The following is a 17,157-nucleotide window of genomic DNA, read 5'->3' as shown; positions in this document are numbered from 1 at the left end:
AACGCCCTCTCCACCGTGATTATCCTGGCTACCTTGGTCGTGGTGATGGGGTTTCCCCTGCTCAGCCGCTCCCGCTAGCCCCCCTCTCCCTCAGGGAGAGGGGCTGGGGGTGAGGGATCAAGTATTGAAATAGCGGGCCGCCGGGTGGTAGGCGACGATGGCGGTGGTGGACTGTTCCGGATCCAACTGGTCGCTGTCGTCCATGGTCAGGCCGATGCGCTCGGCCCGGAGCAGCTCCAACAAAACCCGCTGATCGGCAATGTTGGGGCAGGCAGGATAGCCGAAGCTGTAGCGGGAGCCGCGGTAGCCCTGGTGCAGGATCTGGCGGATGTCGGGGCTGTCCTCGCCGCCAAAGCCCAGCTCCCGTCGGATGCGGGCGTGGCACCACTCTGCTAAGGCTTCTGCCAGGGTGACGGCCAGGCCGTGGAAGTAGAGGTAGTCAGTGTACTGGCCTTCGGCAAACAGGCGCTGGGCGTAGACCGTGGCCTCTGGCCCCACTGTAACTGCCTGCATGGGGAAAACGTCCACCAGGCCGGTGGAGCGATCGGCGAAGAAGTCGGCAATGCAGAGGCGCTGGCCGGTTTTTTGGCGGGGGAAGGTGAAGCGGGCCAGCTCCCGCACCTGGGGAGAAAGCTGGGGGCGCTCGACAGTGGGCAGTTGGAAGTAGGTGGTGGAGCCGGGCTCTAGAGCAAACAGCTCGGGGAAGCTGGCCGGGTCGAAGAGGATTAACGTATTCCCTTCCGCCTGCGCCGGGAAGTAGCCATAGACCACCTGCGGGTGCAGCAGGTCTTCGCTCAGGATCCGCTCCTTCCAACGCTCGATCACCGGCTCCACCTGGGTGGCGAGAAACTGGGCAAACTCCTCCGCCGACTGGTCGCGCGGCTTGCGGATCTGCCACTGGCCGGCCACTAGGGCCTGCTTGTCGATATAGAAGAAGACTTCCGGCCAGGGGATCTGATCCGAGGCGAGAACTTTGGATCCCCAGAAAGGGGGGATGGGTCGCTCGGTATCCAGGGCAACGGCCTCGGAACGACGGGTGTCTGCCCCGCCGTCGCCAGCCGAGACCGCAAGGGCAGGAGCAGCGCCCACGGTCACCTCTGGAGCCGGCAAGGTGGGATCCGCTGGATCCGCAGCAGCCTCCTTCTGGCCGTTGACTCGCTGCTCCAAGTCATCCAGAAAACCCAGCCGGTCATCCCAGCGCCCGGCAGCCTTGGCCTGCATCAGCCGATCCATAAAGTGCAGGTCGGTAAAGGCGTCGCGGCCATAGATGACTTGGCCCTTGTAGGTCTGGCGGCAGTCTTCTTCCACAAAGCGGCGGGTAAGGGCCGCCCCCCCTAGGATCACAGGCACGGCGATGCCCCGCTCGTTAAACACCTCCAGATTTTCTTTCATAAACGCAGTGGATTTCACCAACAGGCCGCTCATGGCAATGCAGTCGGGCTTGTACTTTTCATAAGCCTCGATGATGTTTTCCACCGGCTGCTTGATGCCCAAATTGATGACCTTGTAGCCGTTGTTGGTGAGGATGATGTCCACCAGGTTTTTGCCGATGTCGTGGACATCCCCCTTGACGGTGGCGATCAAGAAGGTGCCCTTGCACACCTCCCCGCCCACCTTTTCCATGAAGGGCTCTAGGTATTTCACCGCCGCCTTCATGGTTTCTGCCGACTGCAGCACAAAAGGCAGTTGCATTTTGCCGGCGCCAAAAAGCTCCCCCACCTCCTTCATGCCGTCCAGTAAAAAGGTATTGATGATCTCCAGGGGGGAGTATTTCTGCAGCGCCTCCGCCAGGGTCTCCTCCAGGCCGATGCGCTCCCCGTCGATGATGTGCCGCCGCAGCCGCTCTTCCAGCGGCAGCTTGGCCAAGGATCCGGCAGCGCGCAGCTCCTGGCTGGAAACCCCTGCAAACAGCTCCGTCAGCCGCGCCAGGGGATCGTAGGTGCAGATACCCTCAGCGTTAAACTGCCGCCGATCCCAAATGAGATCCCGGCACACCTGCTGCTGCTCCTCCGGGATCTTGCTTAGGGGCAGGATCTTGGCGGCGCTGACGATGGCAGCATCCAGCCCGGCCTGGCGGCACTCGTGCAAAAACACTGAGTTCAAGACCACGCGGGCTGCTGGCGAGAGCCCAAAGGAGATGTTGGAGATGCCCAAGAGGATGTGGGCTTCAGGAAAAGCCTGACGGATGCGGCGAATGGCCTCCAGGGTAGCTGCTCCGTTGGCGCGGTCTTCCTCAATGCCGGTGGAAATGGGCAAGGCCAAGGGGTCAAAGAAAATCTCGTAGGGCGGGATCCCGGACTCAAGCGCCTGGCGATAGGCCCGCTCGGCAATCTGGAACTTCTTCTCGGCAGTGCGGGCCATGCCTTCCTCGTCGATGGTGCCGATGACCACCCCCGCGCCGTAGGTCTTGGCCAGCTCCAGCACCTTCAGGAAGCGCTCTTCCCCATCCTCGTAGTTGGTGGAGTTGAGCAGGCACTTGCCCCCGGCCACCTTGAGGCCGGCCTCCATCTTCTGCCAGTCGGTGGAATCCAGCATCAGGGGAAGCGGGATCTGGGTCACCAGCCGCGAGACCAGCTCCCGCATATCCCGCACCCCATCCCGGCCCACGTAGTCTACGTTCACGTCGAGGATGTGGGCTCCCTCCCGCACCTGCTCCCGCGCCAGGGCCACCAGGCCGTCCCAATCTTCAGCGTTGAGCAGCTCCCGCATCTTCTTGGAGCCGCTGGCATTGAGCCGCTCGCCGATGATTAAGAACGAGTTGTCCTGGAGGTAGGGCTGAGGGGCATAGATGGAAGCGGCAGCCTGGATGCGCTCGACGGCACGGCGTTTGGGCCGCAACCCCTGGACGGCTGCCACCAAAGCAGCAATGTGCTCCGGGCGGGTGCCGCAGCAGCCCCCCACCACCGCTACCCCCAGATCCCGCACAAAGTGCTCCAGGTGAAAGCGCAACTGCTCTGGCGTCAGCTTGTAGTGGGCCTTGCCGCCGATGTTTTCCGGCAGGCCAGCGTTGGGGATGCAGGAGATGGGGAAGGGGGAATGGCGGGAGAGGTAGCGGATGTGCTCGGCCATTCTGTCCGGCCCGGTGGCGCAGTTGAGGCCCAGCACATCGATGGGGTAGGGCTCCAGGATGGCCAGCGCTGCCCCAATCTCGGTGCCCACCAACATCGTCCCCTGCACCTCAAAGGTCAGGGACACCACCACCGGCAGGCGGATCCCACGGCGGGCCAACTCCTGCTGCACGGCCACCAGCGCCGCCTTGGTCTGCAGAATGTCCTGACAGGTCTCGATGATGAGCAGATCCGCCCCGCCGTCGAGGAGCCCCCGAACTTGCTCCTCATAGGCAGCCCGCATCTCGTCAAAGCTAATGTGCCCCAGGGTGGGCAGCTTGGTGGTGGGGCCGATGGAGCCGGCCACAAAACGAGGCTTTTCCGGCGTTGAGAACTCGGCTGCCACCCGCTTGGCCAGCCGCGCTGCCGCCACGTTGAGCTCGTAGGCTTTTTCCGGGATCCCGTACTCGGCCAAGACAATCGAGGTGGCGCCAAAGGTATTGGTCTCGATGACGTCGGCCCCCACCTCCAGAAAACCCCGGTGAACCTGCGCCACCGCCTCCGGCTTGCTCAGCACCAGGATCTCGTTGCAGCCTTCCAGCTCCGGCCCACCAAAATCGGCTGCCGTCAGGTTCTGGGCTTGCAGAGAGGATCCCATTGCCCCGTCGAAGACAATCACGCGTTCCTGGAGATGCTGCAGGAAGGGGTGGGTCATAGGCGTCGCGGCTCAGGCAGGGATGGGTTCAGAGCTGCTAAAGAAAGCTGGATTTAAGTTAGCATTGAGTCAATTCCCCGGACTAGGCCAAGGCAGGGATCCCCTAGACCAGGATCTCAAGGCTGGGACGGAATGGGGTAAAGTTGAGATTTTCTTCGTCTGCCCTGTTGCTGTTTCCCCAAGGGCGGGCTAATTTAGGGAAGACATTTTGGTGTGAACGGCTACAGTTGTCTGCAGGAACCTTCCTCAAGGTCGCCTGCTGGCTGCTGCAGTTTACTCTTCTCCTTGTATGTTGGGGTGATTGAGGTGCTGAATATCCTGCCCTCTCAGTCAGTAAGTGGCTTGGATTGTGTCAGGGGATAAGCAAAGCCAAAGGTTTGCCTTTCGAGATCTCGGGAGGCTTTACCCATCAAAACGGGTTTTGCGCCAGTTTAGCTAAACCCTATGAGCGATATCTGCTTCGAGATCGGCCTGAGCGATCGGTTGCCTAGAAGTGGGCGAGCTTGCCCGGCACAAACGGGGTTTGCGTCTGCGGAACTTGACTCCCTCCATTTGGCGTCAGGGGCCGCAGCAGAGTTGGCACCTGCTTCCCTCATTTCGGCGTCTAGAACCCCTTAGTCTCCTCCAGTTGTCTGTGATTAAAGTTACGAGGAACTCAGCATGGCTCAAGCAAAGGAATTGGTGAAGTCTGGTCATACGGCTCTTCTCGAACTGGATCTGGAAAGTTCATCCTCCATCCCTTTGGATGCGGACAATGAGGTGGATCCCCTTGAGATGGAACCGGATGCCAGTGACACTGATGCTTTTGATGAGGATGATGAGGACGACGAAGAGTCCCTCGAGGAGGATGCCGATGTTGCTGCCGCCGCTGCCAAGGGCCGTTCAAAGCGCAAAGCGGCCAGCAAGAAAAAACCCTACACCGATGACTCCATCCGCGTCTATTTGCAGGAAATCGGTCGTATCCGCCTGTTGCGGGCAGATGAAGAAATTGAGCTAGCCCGCAAAATTGCCGACCTGCTGGAGTTAGAGCGGGCTCGTGAGGCCGTTTTCCAGCGTATGGGCCTCTGGTCCGACCCGGAGGAGGTACCGGAGACGTTGTGGGCAGAAGAAGTGAAGATGTCTCTGCCTGAATTCCGGCGGCGCTTGCATCGGGGGCGACGGGCCAAAGAAAAGATGGTACAGTCCAATCTGCGGCTGGTGGTCTCTATTGCCAAGAAATACATGAACCGGGGCCTGTCGTTCCAGGATCTCATCCAAGAGGGATCCCTGGGTCTGATCCGGGCAGCGGAAAAGTTTGACCACGAGAAGGGCTACAAGTTTTCCACCTATGCCACTTGGTGGATTCGCCAGGCCATCACCCGTGCCATTGCCGACCAATCGCGCACCATTCGCCTGCCGGTCCACCTCTACGAGACCATCTCCCGCATCAAGAAGGTCACCAAGCAGCTTTCTCAGGAGCTGGGCCGCAGGCCGACCGAAGAGGAGATCGCCACCCGCATGGAGATTACCATCGAGAAGTTGCGCTTCATCGCCAAGTCGGCTCAGCTTCCCATCTCTCTGGAGACTCCCATCGGTAAGGAAGAGGATTCGCGGCTGGGGGACTTCATCGAGTCGGAAGGGGAAACCCCCGAGGAGCGAGTGGCCAAGGTTTTGCTCCGAGAGGATCTGGAAAGCGTGCTGGAAACTCTCACCCCCCGCGAGCGGGATGTGTTGAAGCTGCGCTACGGCCTAGACGATGGCCGTATGAAAACTCTGGAGGAGATCGGCCAGATCTTCAACGTGACCCGCGAGCGGATCCGGCAGATCGAGGCCAAGGCGCTCCGCAAGCTGCGCCACCCCAATCGCAACAGCGTGTTGAAAGAGTACATCCGCTAGGATCCGGTCTTAGGATGGACTCAGTTGCCGCCGCCAACCGACGTATGGAGCCTCTTCAGTATGAACCCCCATGAGACGCCGGATCCCAACTCCTCTGCAAAGGCTGACGGGGAGGGCAGGGATCTGCCTCCGGCCAGGGTGGAGTACCACGTGGAGGAGTTTAAGATCAGCGGGGACGAGCTGTTGGCCAAAATTCGCGAGTTGATCGAAGAGGCCAATGTTCGCCGCATCCTGATCAAAAATGCCGAAGGGCAGACGCTGATCGAGATCCCTCTGGGCGTAGGAGTGGCCGCAGGGGTGTTGGGGGCGGCTTTGTTTCCGGTGTTGGCGGCTGTGGGAGCAATCGGTGCCCTAGTGGCCAAGCTGACCATTGGGGTGGAGCGAACCATTCGCAATGATTTCTAGCCCGCCAAGATTGTTCTAGCGGCTGACACCCGCCTAGAGGCCAAGCCGGTGAGGCGCTTGTGGGCAGCTTTGACTTTCTACACCGCCCTGCCTTTGGGGAGGTTGGGTAGGCTACAGTTCGAGGGCATTGCTGCCTGGTTGCCGGCAGTGGGCTTGCTGTTGGGTGGGATCCTCACCCTAGCGGCGCTTCTGCTGCAGATTTTCCCGCCGCCGGTGCGAGCAGCTTTGCTCGTGGCTCTGTGGGTGCTGTTAACCGGCGGGCTGCACCTGGATGGGGTGGCTGACACTGCCGATGGGCTGGCGGTCAACGTCCCCAAGAGCTTTGCCGACACGGAACGGCCAGCCGTCAACGGGCTATCCCGCCGCCTGCAGGTGATGAGGGACAGCCACACCGGGGCCTACGGGGTGCTCGCCTTGGTGCTGGTGTTGCTGCTAAAATTTGCCGCCCTGAGCAGCCTGCAGGTCTGGCCTCTCTTGCTGCTGGTGCCGGCTTGGGGACGCTGGGGCCAGTTGCTCGCTATCGCCCTATACCCCTATCTGCGCGACCAGGGATCCGCCCGCTTCCTCAAAGACTCCACCTCTCTGCCGGGATCCCTGTGGCCGGGCACGCTGCTGTTGCTGGCCATCACTGGGGGGGTGGGCTGGGCCGGGCTCCTGGCTTGGCGGCCTTTGCTGCTCTGGACCCTGGGCTCTGCTCTGGGAGCCCTGGCCGTGGGCCATTGGCTCTACCGCCAATTGGGAGGGCACACGGGGGATACTTACGGGGCTACGGTGGAGTGGTCGGAGGCGATAGCCCTGCTGTGGGGATCCCTGATCGGCCCATCCTAAGCCCCCTCTCTTTTTGGGAGAGGGGCGCGAGGGCCTCTAGACCAGGCCAACTTGTTCGGCTAAGCCCAACTGCTGACGGGCCGTTTGGCAGTCTTGCTGAATTTGCTGAACCAAATCCGCCACCGCGGGAAATTTCCGCTCTGTCCGGATAAAGCCCTGCAGCGCCACCTGCACCTCTTGACCGTAGAGATCACCTGTCCAATCCAACAGATGCACCTCGACGGTGTGCTGTGAACCGGCAAACGTGGGCCGATGGCCAATGTTCATCACCCCAGGCAGGGCTGCTGCCTCAGCAGGCACATTCACCCAAACGCTGTACACCCCGTCGCGGGGCAAAAACTTCTCCGGCGGCAGGCGCAGATTGGCGGTGGGAAAACCCAGCTCTCGGCCCCGCCGATCCCCTGGCACCACCTCTCCGATTAGCCGGTAGGGACGGCCCAAGAGCTCTGTTGCCGCTGCCACCTCCCCCGTGGCCAGGGCGGCACGAATGCGAGAGCTGCTCACCCGCTCCCCCCTTAGTTGCGCCTCTGGGATTACCTCCACCGGAATGCAGCGTTCCGATCCCCAGGCTTGGAGGGTTTGGGCGTTGCCGGCACGGCGGTGGCCAAAGCAAAAGTCCCAGCCGATGCTGAGATGGCGAACACGCAGACCCCGTTCCAGTACCGTCTGGATGAACTCCTGGGGAGGCTGGCGGGCAAAGGCGGGGGTGAAGGGGAGTAACACCACCTGCTCAAAGCCCATCTGGGCCAACAGAGCCAGCTTCTCCGCAGGCGGCGTGAGCAGCAGGTGCTTTCGGCCCGTCAACACCTCTTGGGGGTGAGGATGAAAGGTGAGAACTGTGCGCACCCCCTGCAGGGAGTCGCGAATAGGCTGCAGCACCTTTTGATGGCCCAGGTGCAAGCCATCGAAGTTCCCGATGGCAACGGCGGTGGGTCGCAAGGTTTGAGCCAGGTCAGAAGTTACGTGCACCGCTTGGGATCCCGAACAACAAACAGCCAATTAACCACTGCCCGACAATCTCTACCAGAGCGGCCAAAGCAAAGCCATCAGCCCACTGAGGCCAACCACAGCCCACAAGCTACGTCGCAGGCGCTGCAACACAGGGTCGATTTGATAGTGGACGATCAGCCGATGCTGCGCCAGCTCCTCTTCCGATTTGGCGTAGATTGCCCCGTCGTACCAGCCGCTTTCTTCGTAGGGAATCCGCGCCTGCGCCAAGCGCCGCCGCACATAGGCCCATCCCAAGTAGAGGTGGAGCAACACCAGGCCGAGCAAGGCATTGGCCCCCAGCACCGTCCCCGAGGCGAAGTGGCCCCATTCCCCAGCAAAGCTGCCCCAGACCAGCGGCGCAACTACCAGGGCAGTCGCTCCCCAAAGGCCGACAAGCCGCTGCACATAGGGGATCCCTTCCAACACCGGCCAGCGAAAAGGAAAAGCTTCTCTCAGCTCTGCATACTGCCGCAGCGGCTGTTGCTCAGCAGGAATGGGATGGGAAGGATCCACCATACAGCCTTAATGTATCTACACAAAATGATACTGGCAGGCCCAGCCCCCCGCCAAGCCCAGGCCAGCCGCAGTTCAACCGAGGGGGGAGAGGAGTATTCTTAATGTTGTATAGAGCGTGGTCACGTTACCTCCGGTTCTACCATGAGCGTCCCAGGCGAATCTGCCGCCACCACCGCCCCCTATGTGATTTTGAGAGAGCCGGACGGCAGCCAGAGGAAGTATGTTCTCGCCGGAGCGGCCGCTTGGACGGTAGGCCGCGATGCGGACAACTCCATTGTCCTCAACGATCCCAGCGTTTCCCGCCAACATGCCCTGCTGCAGTATTTAGATGACCACAGCATCTATCTCATCGATCTGGGCAGCCGCAACGGCTCATTTGTCAACAATCGCCGCATCAGCATTCCCACCCTGCTGCAAGATGGAGATCACCTCACCCTCGGACAATCGCAGCTCGAGTTTCACAGCGGATCCCTAGCCAGCCTAGAACCCAGCTCTGCCGGCAAACCCTCAGACACCTTGGTCCTGCAGACCCGCTGGCTGATCTCGGTGGCCGTAGTTGACGTGCGCGGTTACGGACAACTGACCCAGCAACTGGACGAGCGCCTGCTTTCCCAGGTGATGGGCGACTGGTTCCGGCGCGGCGGCGACATCATCCAGCACCATGGAGGCAGTGTCGATAAATATATCGGTGACGCGATTATGGCCGTCTGGTTCCATGCACCCCAAGCGGATCCCTTACAAGCTGAACACGCGGAGATTGATCTCGATGTGAAGTCGGTCTTGCAGGCTCTGGTGAAGCTGTTCCAGATGACCGAACAACTGAACGGCGAGTTTCCCCTGCCTTCTCCCCTGCGCTTGGGGGCGGGTGTCAACACCGGCTCAGCCATTGTGCGACAGGTGGGCAACAACACCCGCCAGGAATACACCGCCCTGGGCGATACGGTTAATTTGGCCTTTCGCATCGAGAGTGCCACCCGCACCCTCAACACTGACCTGGCCATCAGCCAAGACACCTACGCTTGCTTAGCCAAACAACTAAGGCAGGTAGCCGCCTGTTTTTCCCAGCAGGCGGTGCAGCTCAAGGGGTATACCCACCCGCACCAGGTGTACTACTGCGATGTCCGCTCTCTGCAAGCAGTTCTCGAACTCTAACTAAAACGTGCGCAGAAGCTCTAAAACGTGCGCAGAAGCTGGGGATCCACCTCGCCCACATAGGTGTTGAGACCAATGGCCGTGGCAACTAGAGCCCCATCCACTTCCACCCGTCGGTACTGGGCGATGGCCTCTGCCAGGGGCACATCCACCACGCGCCGATTTTGCCAGGCCACCATGCGGTCGTACTTGCCCTGAGCAATCAAGTCCACAGCCGCCACCCCAAAAGCTGCCCCCAGCAGGCGATCCAGAGGAGAAGGAGTGCCCCCCCGCTGCAGATGGCCCAAAACCATCACCCGCGTCTCGATACCGGTGCGCAGCGCAATCTCGTTGCCTATGTAATAGCCAATGCCGCCGTAGAGAGACTGCCCCAGGCTATTGGTGTAGGTCACCGGTTCTCCGGACTCAGTGCGAACGGCCTCCGCCACCACCACAATGCTGAAATTGTTGCCCCGCTCTTTGCGGTCGAGGATCCTTTTGCAGACATTTTCCAGCTTGTAGGGGATCTCCGGGATCAGGATTACGTGGGCCCCCCCGGCAATGCCAGCACTGAGGGCGATGTGACCGGCATCCCGACCCATCACCTCCATGACCATGACGCGGCTGTGGCTGATGGCGGTGTAGGTGAGCTGATCCAAAGCCTGCACGGCCACACTCAACGCCGTGTTGAACCCCACGGAATACTCGGTGGCACCGACATCGTTGTCGATGGTCTTAGGGATCCCGACGAAGTTCCAATCCCCCTGCAAGGCTAGCTGCCGGAGAATGGCCAGGCTGCCATCTCCCCCCACTCCGATCAGAGCATCCAACCCCAGCCGGTGGTAACCCGTGATCACCTCTGCCGAGCGATCCACCAAGCTGCCATCCGGCATGGGATAGGCGAAGGGGTTGCCCCTGTTCACAGTACCCAGGATGGTGCCGCCATAGCGCAAAATGCCGGAAACCCGCTTCACATCCAGCAGCTCTGCTTCCACCGGTCGCGCCATCAGACCTGCGGTCGCGTTTTTGATGCCGTAAACATCCATGTCATAGTCGCGGGCCCGCCGCACCACTGCTCGGATAACGGCATTGAGGCCGCCACAATCGCCACCGCTGGTGAGGATCCCAATTCGCTTACGTTTTGGCATGGTGCTCCAGGATAACAGCTTGAACAAAGATATGGACTGCCCCGCTCCACAGTTTCAAGCCGACTAGACTTCACTCCTGCAAGCGGATGCTGTGCGGTTTGCTTACAGTGGTTCCGAGGCCCTAGCAGGCTGTGGCCATGGGGTACTTGACCAACCGCAGAGAAGGGGAGGCGACGGCTGGATTACAGGATCCCAAAGAGTATGTCCAGACCTGTGGGCCAAGATGCTGAGCAGAGTTTGCAGTTGGGGAGCGACTCCGCGGACAAGAGGAGTTGTTAAGCATCCTTCACAACAAAGAATTAAGAAATGTTGCCTTGCAAAGCTAGGTTTGGAAAGGTTTTCGCTATCTCTGAGGATAGATCTTGTAGGCAAGACTTGGGGGGAACCATCTGCCGAAAAACCAAAATTAAAATCACTTGTTAAGTAACCTTGATCAAAACCCATTCAAGCGAATGATGGTAGAGATGATGGAGATATTGAAGGAGCCGGTCTGAGTTGGGAGAAGCATGATGACGCAAACCATTGCCCAATGTGCGCTGCGGGGGGCCACAGAGTTGCTCAGCCGTTACCAGCGGGGAGAGCGTCACTTTCCCCAATCTTGTCTGGAGTACGCCTTCTTACGGGGGGTCGATCTGCGCCGGGCCGACCTGCGCGGGTCTGACTTGCATGGGGCCAACCTACGCTATGCCAACCTGCGCGGCAGCAATCTGGCCAATGCCGACTTGCGCTGTGCCGATCTGCGCTATGCCGACCTGGAGGGAGCCTGTTTGGAGGGAGCCAATTTAAGCGGAGCCCAGTACAACCACAACACCTGCTTCCCCGCCGGTTTCGATCCGGTAACAGCGGGGATGCAACTGTTCGAGTTTTAGCTTAATCGGCGGGAAGCCCCGCACTGTATTGGTGAGTTGTGTTGACTCAAGAGCACATCAGTGACGAGTCTTGGGAGGTGTTCACCCAAGCTTTCAAGCAAGGTGGGTGCTGCGTTGGAGCCGCAGAAAGCTCTCTAAAAAAGAGGGATCCCCAAGGGGGGATCCCAGGGGTATTTGCTCTGGGTCGCATTGGCTAGGGCTGCGTCCGGAAGCTCTTCACCTCCAAGACTGGCCCCACCTGGGCCACCGTCACCATATCTTCTTTGATCTGTCCCTGGATGGTGACTTCCAACCCCTCTTGTAAGAGCTCTTTGGGGGCGCGGAAGAGGGCGTAGTGCTGGCCGGAAGGGAGCGTCAGCACCCACACCCCCCCTTCGATATCCAGGAACTCGATGGTACCGCTGTATTCTTGCATCACTTCCTCAGCGCTAAACCGGTGCTGCTGGGCTGGGAATCCAAGATGGCTTGCGCTCCCAAATAGGCCAGGCCCAGGCAGAGCAAACCATTGAGGAGCAAGAAGGAGCGCCCCAACCAAGCAGAGGAGCCAAGCCATAGTACCCCCTCGTAGAACAGGGATCCGGACAGGAGCAGATGGGAGGCCATACCGATCGAGAGGCCGACGACCGCCCAACGCCAGCGCCGATGGCCCAGGAACAGCACCATCAACAGGCCGGGGATCAACACGCTGGCAAACAAGGGGTTCAAAGCATTGGTTTGGGCCAAGGCGGTGCCCAGCTCTGGCAGGGAGCTCCCCATCACCTGGAAGGGCCACCGGGGCGCACCCACAATGGCCAACCCTTGCAGGGGGAAGAGACCAGCGCTGCCCAGCAGGATCCCTCCCAGGAGGGGTACTGTTGCCAGCATGGGCTTGGGAGCCAGCCACCAGCGGATCAGCACCAGGATGATGTAGCCGCCCACCACCATCAGCAGCTTGGGCACCAGGGCAATCGGGCCACCATCAAACCAGAAGCGTGGGTTGAGGTAGCCGTTGTTGTTCAGATATTGCAGGAAGTCCTTCAGCCACAGCACTAGGGGGTTCTCCTCTTGCTGACCGGTGGCTCGGGCCAGGGCCCTAGCTGCGTCCAGACGACCGGCGCCGTAGAAGTTCTGCTTGTCGCCGGGCACCGGGGTGGCCGACATCTTCAGCACTTCTTCCACCTTATCCGGATCTTTGATGCCCTGAGCCTGGATCAGCGCTGCTACGCCGGCCACGTGGGGAGTGGCCATGCTGGTGCCTTGGAAGTAGGCAAAGACGGGCTCGTTGGGGTTGCGGCGGTTGATGGTCTGCTGCAGAATGCCGTACTCAGGGTGCTCGGGAGTCTTGGCCCCGCCGGGAGCGGCGATATCTACCCCAACCCCATAGTTGGAGTAGGGGGCTTTGCTGCCATCGGGCCCGGTAGCCGAGACGGCGATGACATGGGGGTAGCGGGCCGGGTAGCTCACCTCGCTTGAGTTTTCATTGCCGGCGGCTGCGATCACCGTCACCCCTTTGCGGTGGGCATAGGCTACGGCCTCTTCCATCAGTTGGGCAGAGGCACGGCTACCCAGGCTGAGGTTGATGATTGTGGCGCCGTGGTCAGCAGCATAGCGGATCCCTTCCACCACATCCGACAGGGATCCAAAGCCATTGGCATCCAGCACCCGCACCGGCATGATCTTGGCCTTGAAGGCGACCCCGGCCACGCCTAGGGTGTTGTTGGTGGATTGGGCGATGGTGCCCGCCACATGGGTGCCATGGCCGTTGAGGTCGGTGGGATCCTCATCGTCATCCACGAAGTCGTAGCCCTTCACAAATTCGGTTTGGGCCAGATCCGGCACCCGTGTCACCCCAGTGTCCACCACGGCTACCGTTACCCCTTCCCCTTGGGAGATGTCCCAGGCTTCCGGCATGCGGATGGCTCGCAGGTTCCATTGCTGGGGATAGAGGCGATCGTTGGGCACAAAAGCGGCCTGGAATTGGTAATTGGGGTGGGCATACTCGACCAGGGCTTCCCGCGAGAGCCGTTGGATTAGCCGCCGTGTGGCTCCTGGATGTTCCGCATTCACATCAAACAGGTAAATAGCCTCCTGGCGGGCAAAAGCGCTGTTGCTGCTGGGTCGCAGCGGCAAATTGTAGGCTTTGGCAAGAGCAGCAATCTCAGTCGGAGTGGCCGTGTTGACAAAGTTGACCACAATGCTGTCGTAGGGGGTGGATCCCTTACCGCAGGCCGTCACCAGCAGTGCCGCCAGGCCAGCGCAGCAGAGACCCAACCAGCGTCTGAAGTTCATCATGCACGCCCTCGGGATCCAAAATTGTTGCCACCAGTATGCCCTCTGGATGGGCAATTGACCAGAAAATCAGCACGCTGCGCCACGAGGCTGTTCCTGTTGTCAACTTTTTCGGGTGCCACTCAGGAAACCCAGAAAAAGGAATCCCTCTGGCCAAACGGTTTGTCCCGATGCATGATGGATCTGTAAGAACTTGAAATACTTCTTAACATCATTTCTCAGTATCTCGTCATCAAAGCCAAGAGAGGAATCAGCATGAGCATCGGATGGCAACGGATACTGCGCGTCGGGGCAAGCTTTTGCCTGGGGCTGTGGATTTGGCTAGGTGGGGGATCCCCGATCTGGGCCCAGCCTGCTTTGCCAGTGGTGGAGATGGAGTTGCCGCAGCCGCCGGTGCCGGTCTTGGATTTGGCGGATCAGTTGACCAGCAATCAGGAAGCGCAACTGGCCGAGCATCTAAACCGGTTAGAGGAAGAAACGGGCTGGAAGCTGCGGGTGCTGACCCAGTTTGACCAAACCCCAGGCCGCCAAGTGAAAGAGTACTGGGGCCTGAACGAGCGCAGCGTTTTGATGGTGGCCGATCCCAGGGGAGGCAACTTGCTGGCCTTTAACGTGGGAGACGCCGTGCGGGAGATCCTGCCGCGTACCTTTTGGATTGAGCTGCAATCTCGCTTCGGCAACCAGTTCTACGTGCGAGAGCACGGCACTCAGCGCGCCATTTTGGAAACCGTTGACGTTTTGGATCGCTGTTTTCACCAAGGGGGCTGCCGTGTGGTGCCCGGGCTGCCGCAGGAGCAGTGGATCCTAACGCTGCTCACCTCTATCTTAGGCGGGATCGTCTTCGGGTTTGCCGGCAAACCCCGCCACGCGGAGGAGCTGTTTAACTGGCGCTGGGCTTTGCTTATCTCTCCCTTGTGGTTCATTTTGTTTGGGGCCTTCGGCATCGGCCCGGTGATCACCCGCACCCAGGATTGGCTCCCGCTGGTGCGCAACATCCTGGGCTTTCTGGCAGGAGCCCTGGTGATCTATTTGGCCCCCATTGCCCGACCGGCAGCGGAGCAGCAGTAGCCGTCCTGCCCAGTTAAGGCCAAGCCCCATTCCCCTCTCCCTCTGGGAGGGGGGTAAGCCTCCGGGTCGAGAAAGAATCCTCCGCCTATTGTCCCCCGCAGCAAGCCAGAGGCTAGGGCGAGAACGCTGGGAGCTTCGACGGGAGCAACTTCCCAAGAGAGAATGCTAGAATCAATAGAGCTAGATTGCTGATGTAGCTCAGTTGGTAGAGCACTCGACTTGTAATCGAGCGGTCGTCAGTTCGAGTCTGACCATCAGCTTTGCAGGCGGCCCCCGCTATCCCAGGAGAGGAACTCAGCTTTGACTCTGGCGGTTTGGTTAAATTGACTTCAGTGGGATCCTGCCCCCTCACCCCCTCAGAGGCGGATCCCCGCGCAGGGTATCTGCCGGTTTGTTCCTTTGTGTTCTCTAGATGTCTATGTCGGGTCTGCCAGCCGCTACAGTTCGTCGATTGCAAAAGCTGCCCCAGGTGCCCTCGGTATGGGAAGGGGATCGCCACAGCCTACCAGGCTCCCTAGCCCTGGGATCCCAGAGCTCCTCGGGTTTGGCTGAGGGGGAGTGCATTTTATGGGTAGATGGCGTTCAGGGCGTGGTGCGAGCTATGGAGGTGGTGCCTGCTGGCTCCGGCCTTGAGCCGATGGTGCGAACTTTGATCATGGCCATGGAGCGGCCCAATGCTGCCTTGCCGGCTCGTCCGCAAAAGGTCGTTGTGCGGGATCGGGAGGTACAGTTTTTCCTGCGCGGCATTTTGCACGAGCTGGACATCAAAGTGGAATGCCAGCCGGAATTGCCGCTGATCGACGAGATCCTGCAGAGTTTTGCAGAGGCCAGTGAGCAGATCCCGCCTCCGCTGCCGGAGAACTACGCGAAGCTGCTGGCCGGCAAAGCCCTCACCCTCTGGCAAGATGCCCCCTGGGACTATCTGGAGGATCACCAAATCTTGGCGATTGAGCTAAATCGCTGGGACATTGAAACCCTCTACGTCTCGTTCATGGGGCGGCTGGGAATGGAGTACGGGGTTCTTTTTTATCGCTCGCTGCACTCCCTCAAACGGTTTCGCCAGGACGCGGGCCAACCAGATACTCCCGAAGAGATGGAGGAAGCCTTCCTCAGGCAAGATTGTCTCTATCTCACCTTCCAAGCTCGCAATCTCGAACTCAACGAGCTGCCAGACCTGGACTTGGCTGATCTGGATCCCGAAGAAATCGAGCCGAACTTCGGCACCATCCACCCTCTCGAGGGCCTGCGCGTTGTTTTGCAGGAAGACGAGGCGGCGGCTTTGGCGGTGGCTTTGGAGGCCTTGCATCGTTTTTTGAAGCAGTACCACCGCAAGCTGGAAGAGGATTTCCAACCCTGTCAGGGTCGGTATCGCATTCCCAACCCACAGGCACCAGGGGAAACCCTCTCGGTGCAAGTGCGCGCCCTGCCCGACTTGGCTGTAGAGCTTCTGGAGCTAGAAGGAGACGAAGAAGAGCACACCCAAACCTTGCTGCGAGATGATCTCGTGCCTGAGGGTGCGCAGCTCGGCCTGGGGGTGTTGCCCTGGACCACAGTGGAGGCGCTGCGCCGCACAGGGCAATGGCATCCTCTCCCCCAAAGTAAGCTGGTGCAAAGGGGTGAAGGGCTGCCGGTGGTGATCGTACGCACCTCCCGCTCCAAGGCAAAGCAGTTGATCGAGAATCTGCGCGGCGAAGGCGGGCCCCAGGGTGTTTGTTTTAACACAGGGGTGGATCCCTTTGCTGGCAGCCGCTACGCCTTGGAAATTGTCCAAACGGGCAACCGCGACCTGCACCTGTTCGGAGAATTTCCCGAAGACGATCCTGTTCACTCGATAGCCCGCGAACGCTGGGAACGGCGTTGCCGCGAGACGGGCGGCTATTGTGGCCTGGTGGTGGCGATGGGGATAAATTCCAACTGGCCAGAGCTGCAGGTGCGCCACATTCTGGCCCTGTTTGAGATGCAGGCGCTCAACCCGACGCGATTGGGTCTGGGGCCGATGGTGCGCATCAGCCGACAGTTGCACTTTCCCTAAGGATCTTGAAAAATCCTTGCGCGAAAAGTCCTTGGGCTAGCCCATGGCTACAAGCCAATCCAGGGATTGGAGCTTAATAGCATTGACTACAGCCTGTTTAAAGTGGGGTACAGGTTGCAAGAGGAAGGACAGGAAGAGATGCCAACCCATTCTTTGGATCTACGGCAAAGAGTCGTGGCAGCTTATCAGGCAGGTCAGACCTCTATCCGCCAGGTAGCTGAACGGTTCATGGTGACCAAAAGAACAGTACACCGCTGGGTGCGAC

Annotated in this window: 14 protein-coding genes and 1 tRNA gene; 9 read left to right on the top strand and 6 right to left on the bottom strand. The window is 60.0% G+C overall.

All coding sequences use genetic code 11. From position 1 onward, the window contains the following. Positions 1-117 precede the first annotated feature (117 nt). Entirely contained in the window at positions 118-3,762 is a 3,645-nt protein-coding gene (metH, locus tag NW863_RS07870; protein WP_414365674.1) for a methionine synthase, read from the bottom strand. 660 nt (positions 3,763-4,422) lie between these two features. Here metH and rpoD point away from each other — a divergent pair. The 3 genes from rpoD to cobS are packed head-to-tail and all read left to right on the top strand — an operon-like array spanning position 4,423 to position 6,870. Then, positions 4,423-5,637 (top strand): RNA polymerase sigma factor RpoD, encoded by a 1,215-nt coding sequence (gene rpoD / locus NW863_RS07865; protein WP_414365673.1) that lies wholly within the window; start codon positions 4,423-4,425, stop codon positions 5,635-5,637. Positions 5,638-5,697: 60 nt separating this feature from the next. Further along, complete coding sequence (locus NW863_RS07860) at positions 5,698-6,042, top strand: DUF4342 domain-containing protein (RefSeq protein WP_414365672.1); 345 nt, start codon at positions 5,698-5,700, stop codon at positions 6,040-6,042. A gap of 48 nt (positions 6,043-6,090) precedes the next feature. After that, the gene (gene cobS, locus NW863_RS07855; RefSeq protein WP_414365671.1) at positions 6,091-6,870 is read left to right on the top strand and encodes an adenosylcobinamide-GDP ribazoletransferase; all 780 of its coding nucleotides are present in this window, start codon (positions 6,091-6,093) and stop codon (positions 6,868-6,870) included. Positions 6,871-6,906: 36 nt separating this feature from the next. Here the strand turns inward: cobS and NW863_RS07850 are convergent, their stop codons facing one another. Together NW863_RS07850 and NW863_RS07845 are read right to left on the bottom strand one after the other, a co-directional pair. Further along, a complete protein-coding gene (locus NW863_RS07850; RefSeq protein WP_414365670.1) occupies positions 6,907-7,839 on the bottom strand; it encodes a bifunctional riboflavin kinase/FAD synthetase in 933 nt (310 codons plus the stop codon). 51 nt (positions 7,840-7,890) lie between these two features. Next, positions 7,891-8,376, bottom strand: a complete 486-nt coding sequence (locus NW863_RS07845) for a CGLD27 family protein (RefSeq protein ID WP_414365669.1) — start codon at positions 8,374-8,376, stop codon at positions 7,891-7,893. A 141-nt stretch (positions 8,377-8,517) separates the two neighbouring features. On the opposite strand from NW863_RS07845, the gene NW863_RS07840 reads away from it, so the two are divergent. Continuing rightward, positions 8,518-9,528 carry an FHA domain-containing protein gene (locus NW863_RS07840; protein WP_414365668.1) on the top strand — a complete coding sequence of 337 codons (1,011 nt, stop codon included), beginning with the start codon at positions 8,518-8,520 and terminating at the stop codon, positions 9,526-9,528. A gap of 20 nt (positions 9,529-9,548) precedes the next feature. On the opposite strand, the gene NW863_RS07835 is transcribed toward NW863_RS07840, so the two are convergent. Further along, entirely contained in the window at positions 9,549-10,655 is a 1,107-nt protein-coding gene (locus NW863_RS07835) for an ATP-dependent 6-phosphofructokinase (protein WP_414365667.1), read from the bottom strand. A gap of 506 nt (positions 10,656-11,161) precedes the next feature. On the opposite strand from NW863_RS07835, the gene NW863_RS07830 reads away from it, so the two are divergent. Then, complete coding sequence (locus NW863_RS07830) at positions 11,162-11,524, top strand: pentapeptide repeat-containing protein (RefSeq protein ID WP_414365666.1); 363 nt, start codon at positions 11,162-11,164, stop codon at positions 11,522-11,524. Positions 11,525-11,717: 193 nt separating this feature from the next. Here the strand turns inward: NW863_RS07830 and NW863_RS07825 are convergent, their stop codons facing one another. Together NW863_RS07825 and NW863_RS07820 are read right to left on the bottom strand one after the other, a co-directional pair. Beyond that, positions 11,718-11,939: a hypothetical protein gene (locus NW863_RS07825; protein ID WP_414365665.1), complete on the bottom strand. Its 222-nt coding sequence runs from the start codon at positions 11,937-11,939 to the stop codon at positions 11,718-11,720. Then, positions 11,939-13,795 (bottom strand): S8 family serine peptidase, encoded by a 1,857-nt coding sequence (locus NW863_RS07820; RefSeq protein ID WP_414365664.1) that lies wholly within the window; start codon positions 13,793-13,795, stop codon positions 11,939-11,941. The genes NW863_RS07825 and NW863_RS07820 overlap by 1 nt, the downstream gene beginning before the upstream one ends. A gap of 369 nt (positions 13,796-14,164) precedes the next feature. On the opposite strand from NW863_RS07820, the gene NW863_RS07815 reads away from it, so the two are divergent. From NW863_RS07815 to NW863_RS07800, 4 genes are all read left to right on the top strand, one after another. Beyond that, the gene (locus NW863_RS07815) at positions 14,165-14,860 is read left to right on the top strand and encodes a TPM domain-containing protein (RefSeq protein WP_414365677.1); all 696 of its coding nucleotides are present in this window, start codon (positions 14,165-14,167) and stop codon (positions 14,858-14,860) included. 187 nt (positions 14,861-15,047) lie between these two features. After that, positions 15,048-15,120: transfer RNA gene (locus NW863_RS07810), tRNA-Thr, on the top strand. 158 nt (positions 15,121-15,278) lie between these two features. Continuing rightward, positions 15,279-16,892: a DUF6930 domain-containing protein gene (locus NW863_RS07805; RefSeq protein ID WP_414365663.1), complete on the top strand. Its 1,614-nt coding sequence runs from the start codon at positions 15,279-15,281 to the stop codon at positions 16,890-16,892. Positions 16,893-17,030: 138 nt separating this feature from the next. Next, positions 17,031-17,157, top strand: a 127-nt coding sequence (locus NW863_RS07800; RefSeq protein ID WP_414365676.1) for a helix-turn-helix domain-containing protein, incomplete at its 3' end; no start/stop codon positions are given.

Source organism: Synechococcus sp. B60.1, assembly GCF_047462555.1.
GTDB lineage: Bacteria > Cyanobacteriota > Cyanobacteriia > Thermostichales > Thermostichaceae > Thermostichus.
The sequence above is the reverse complement of the archived record's forward strand: the minus strand, read 5'-3'. Positions and strand labels throughout refer to the sequence as shown.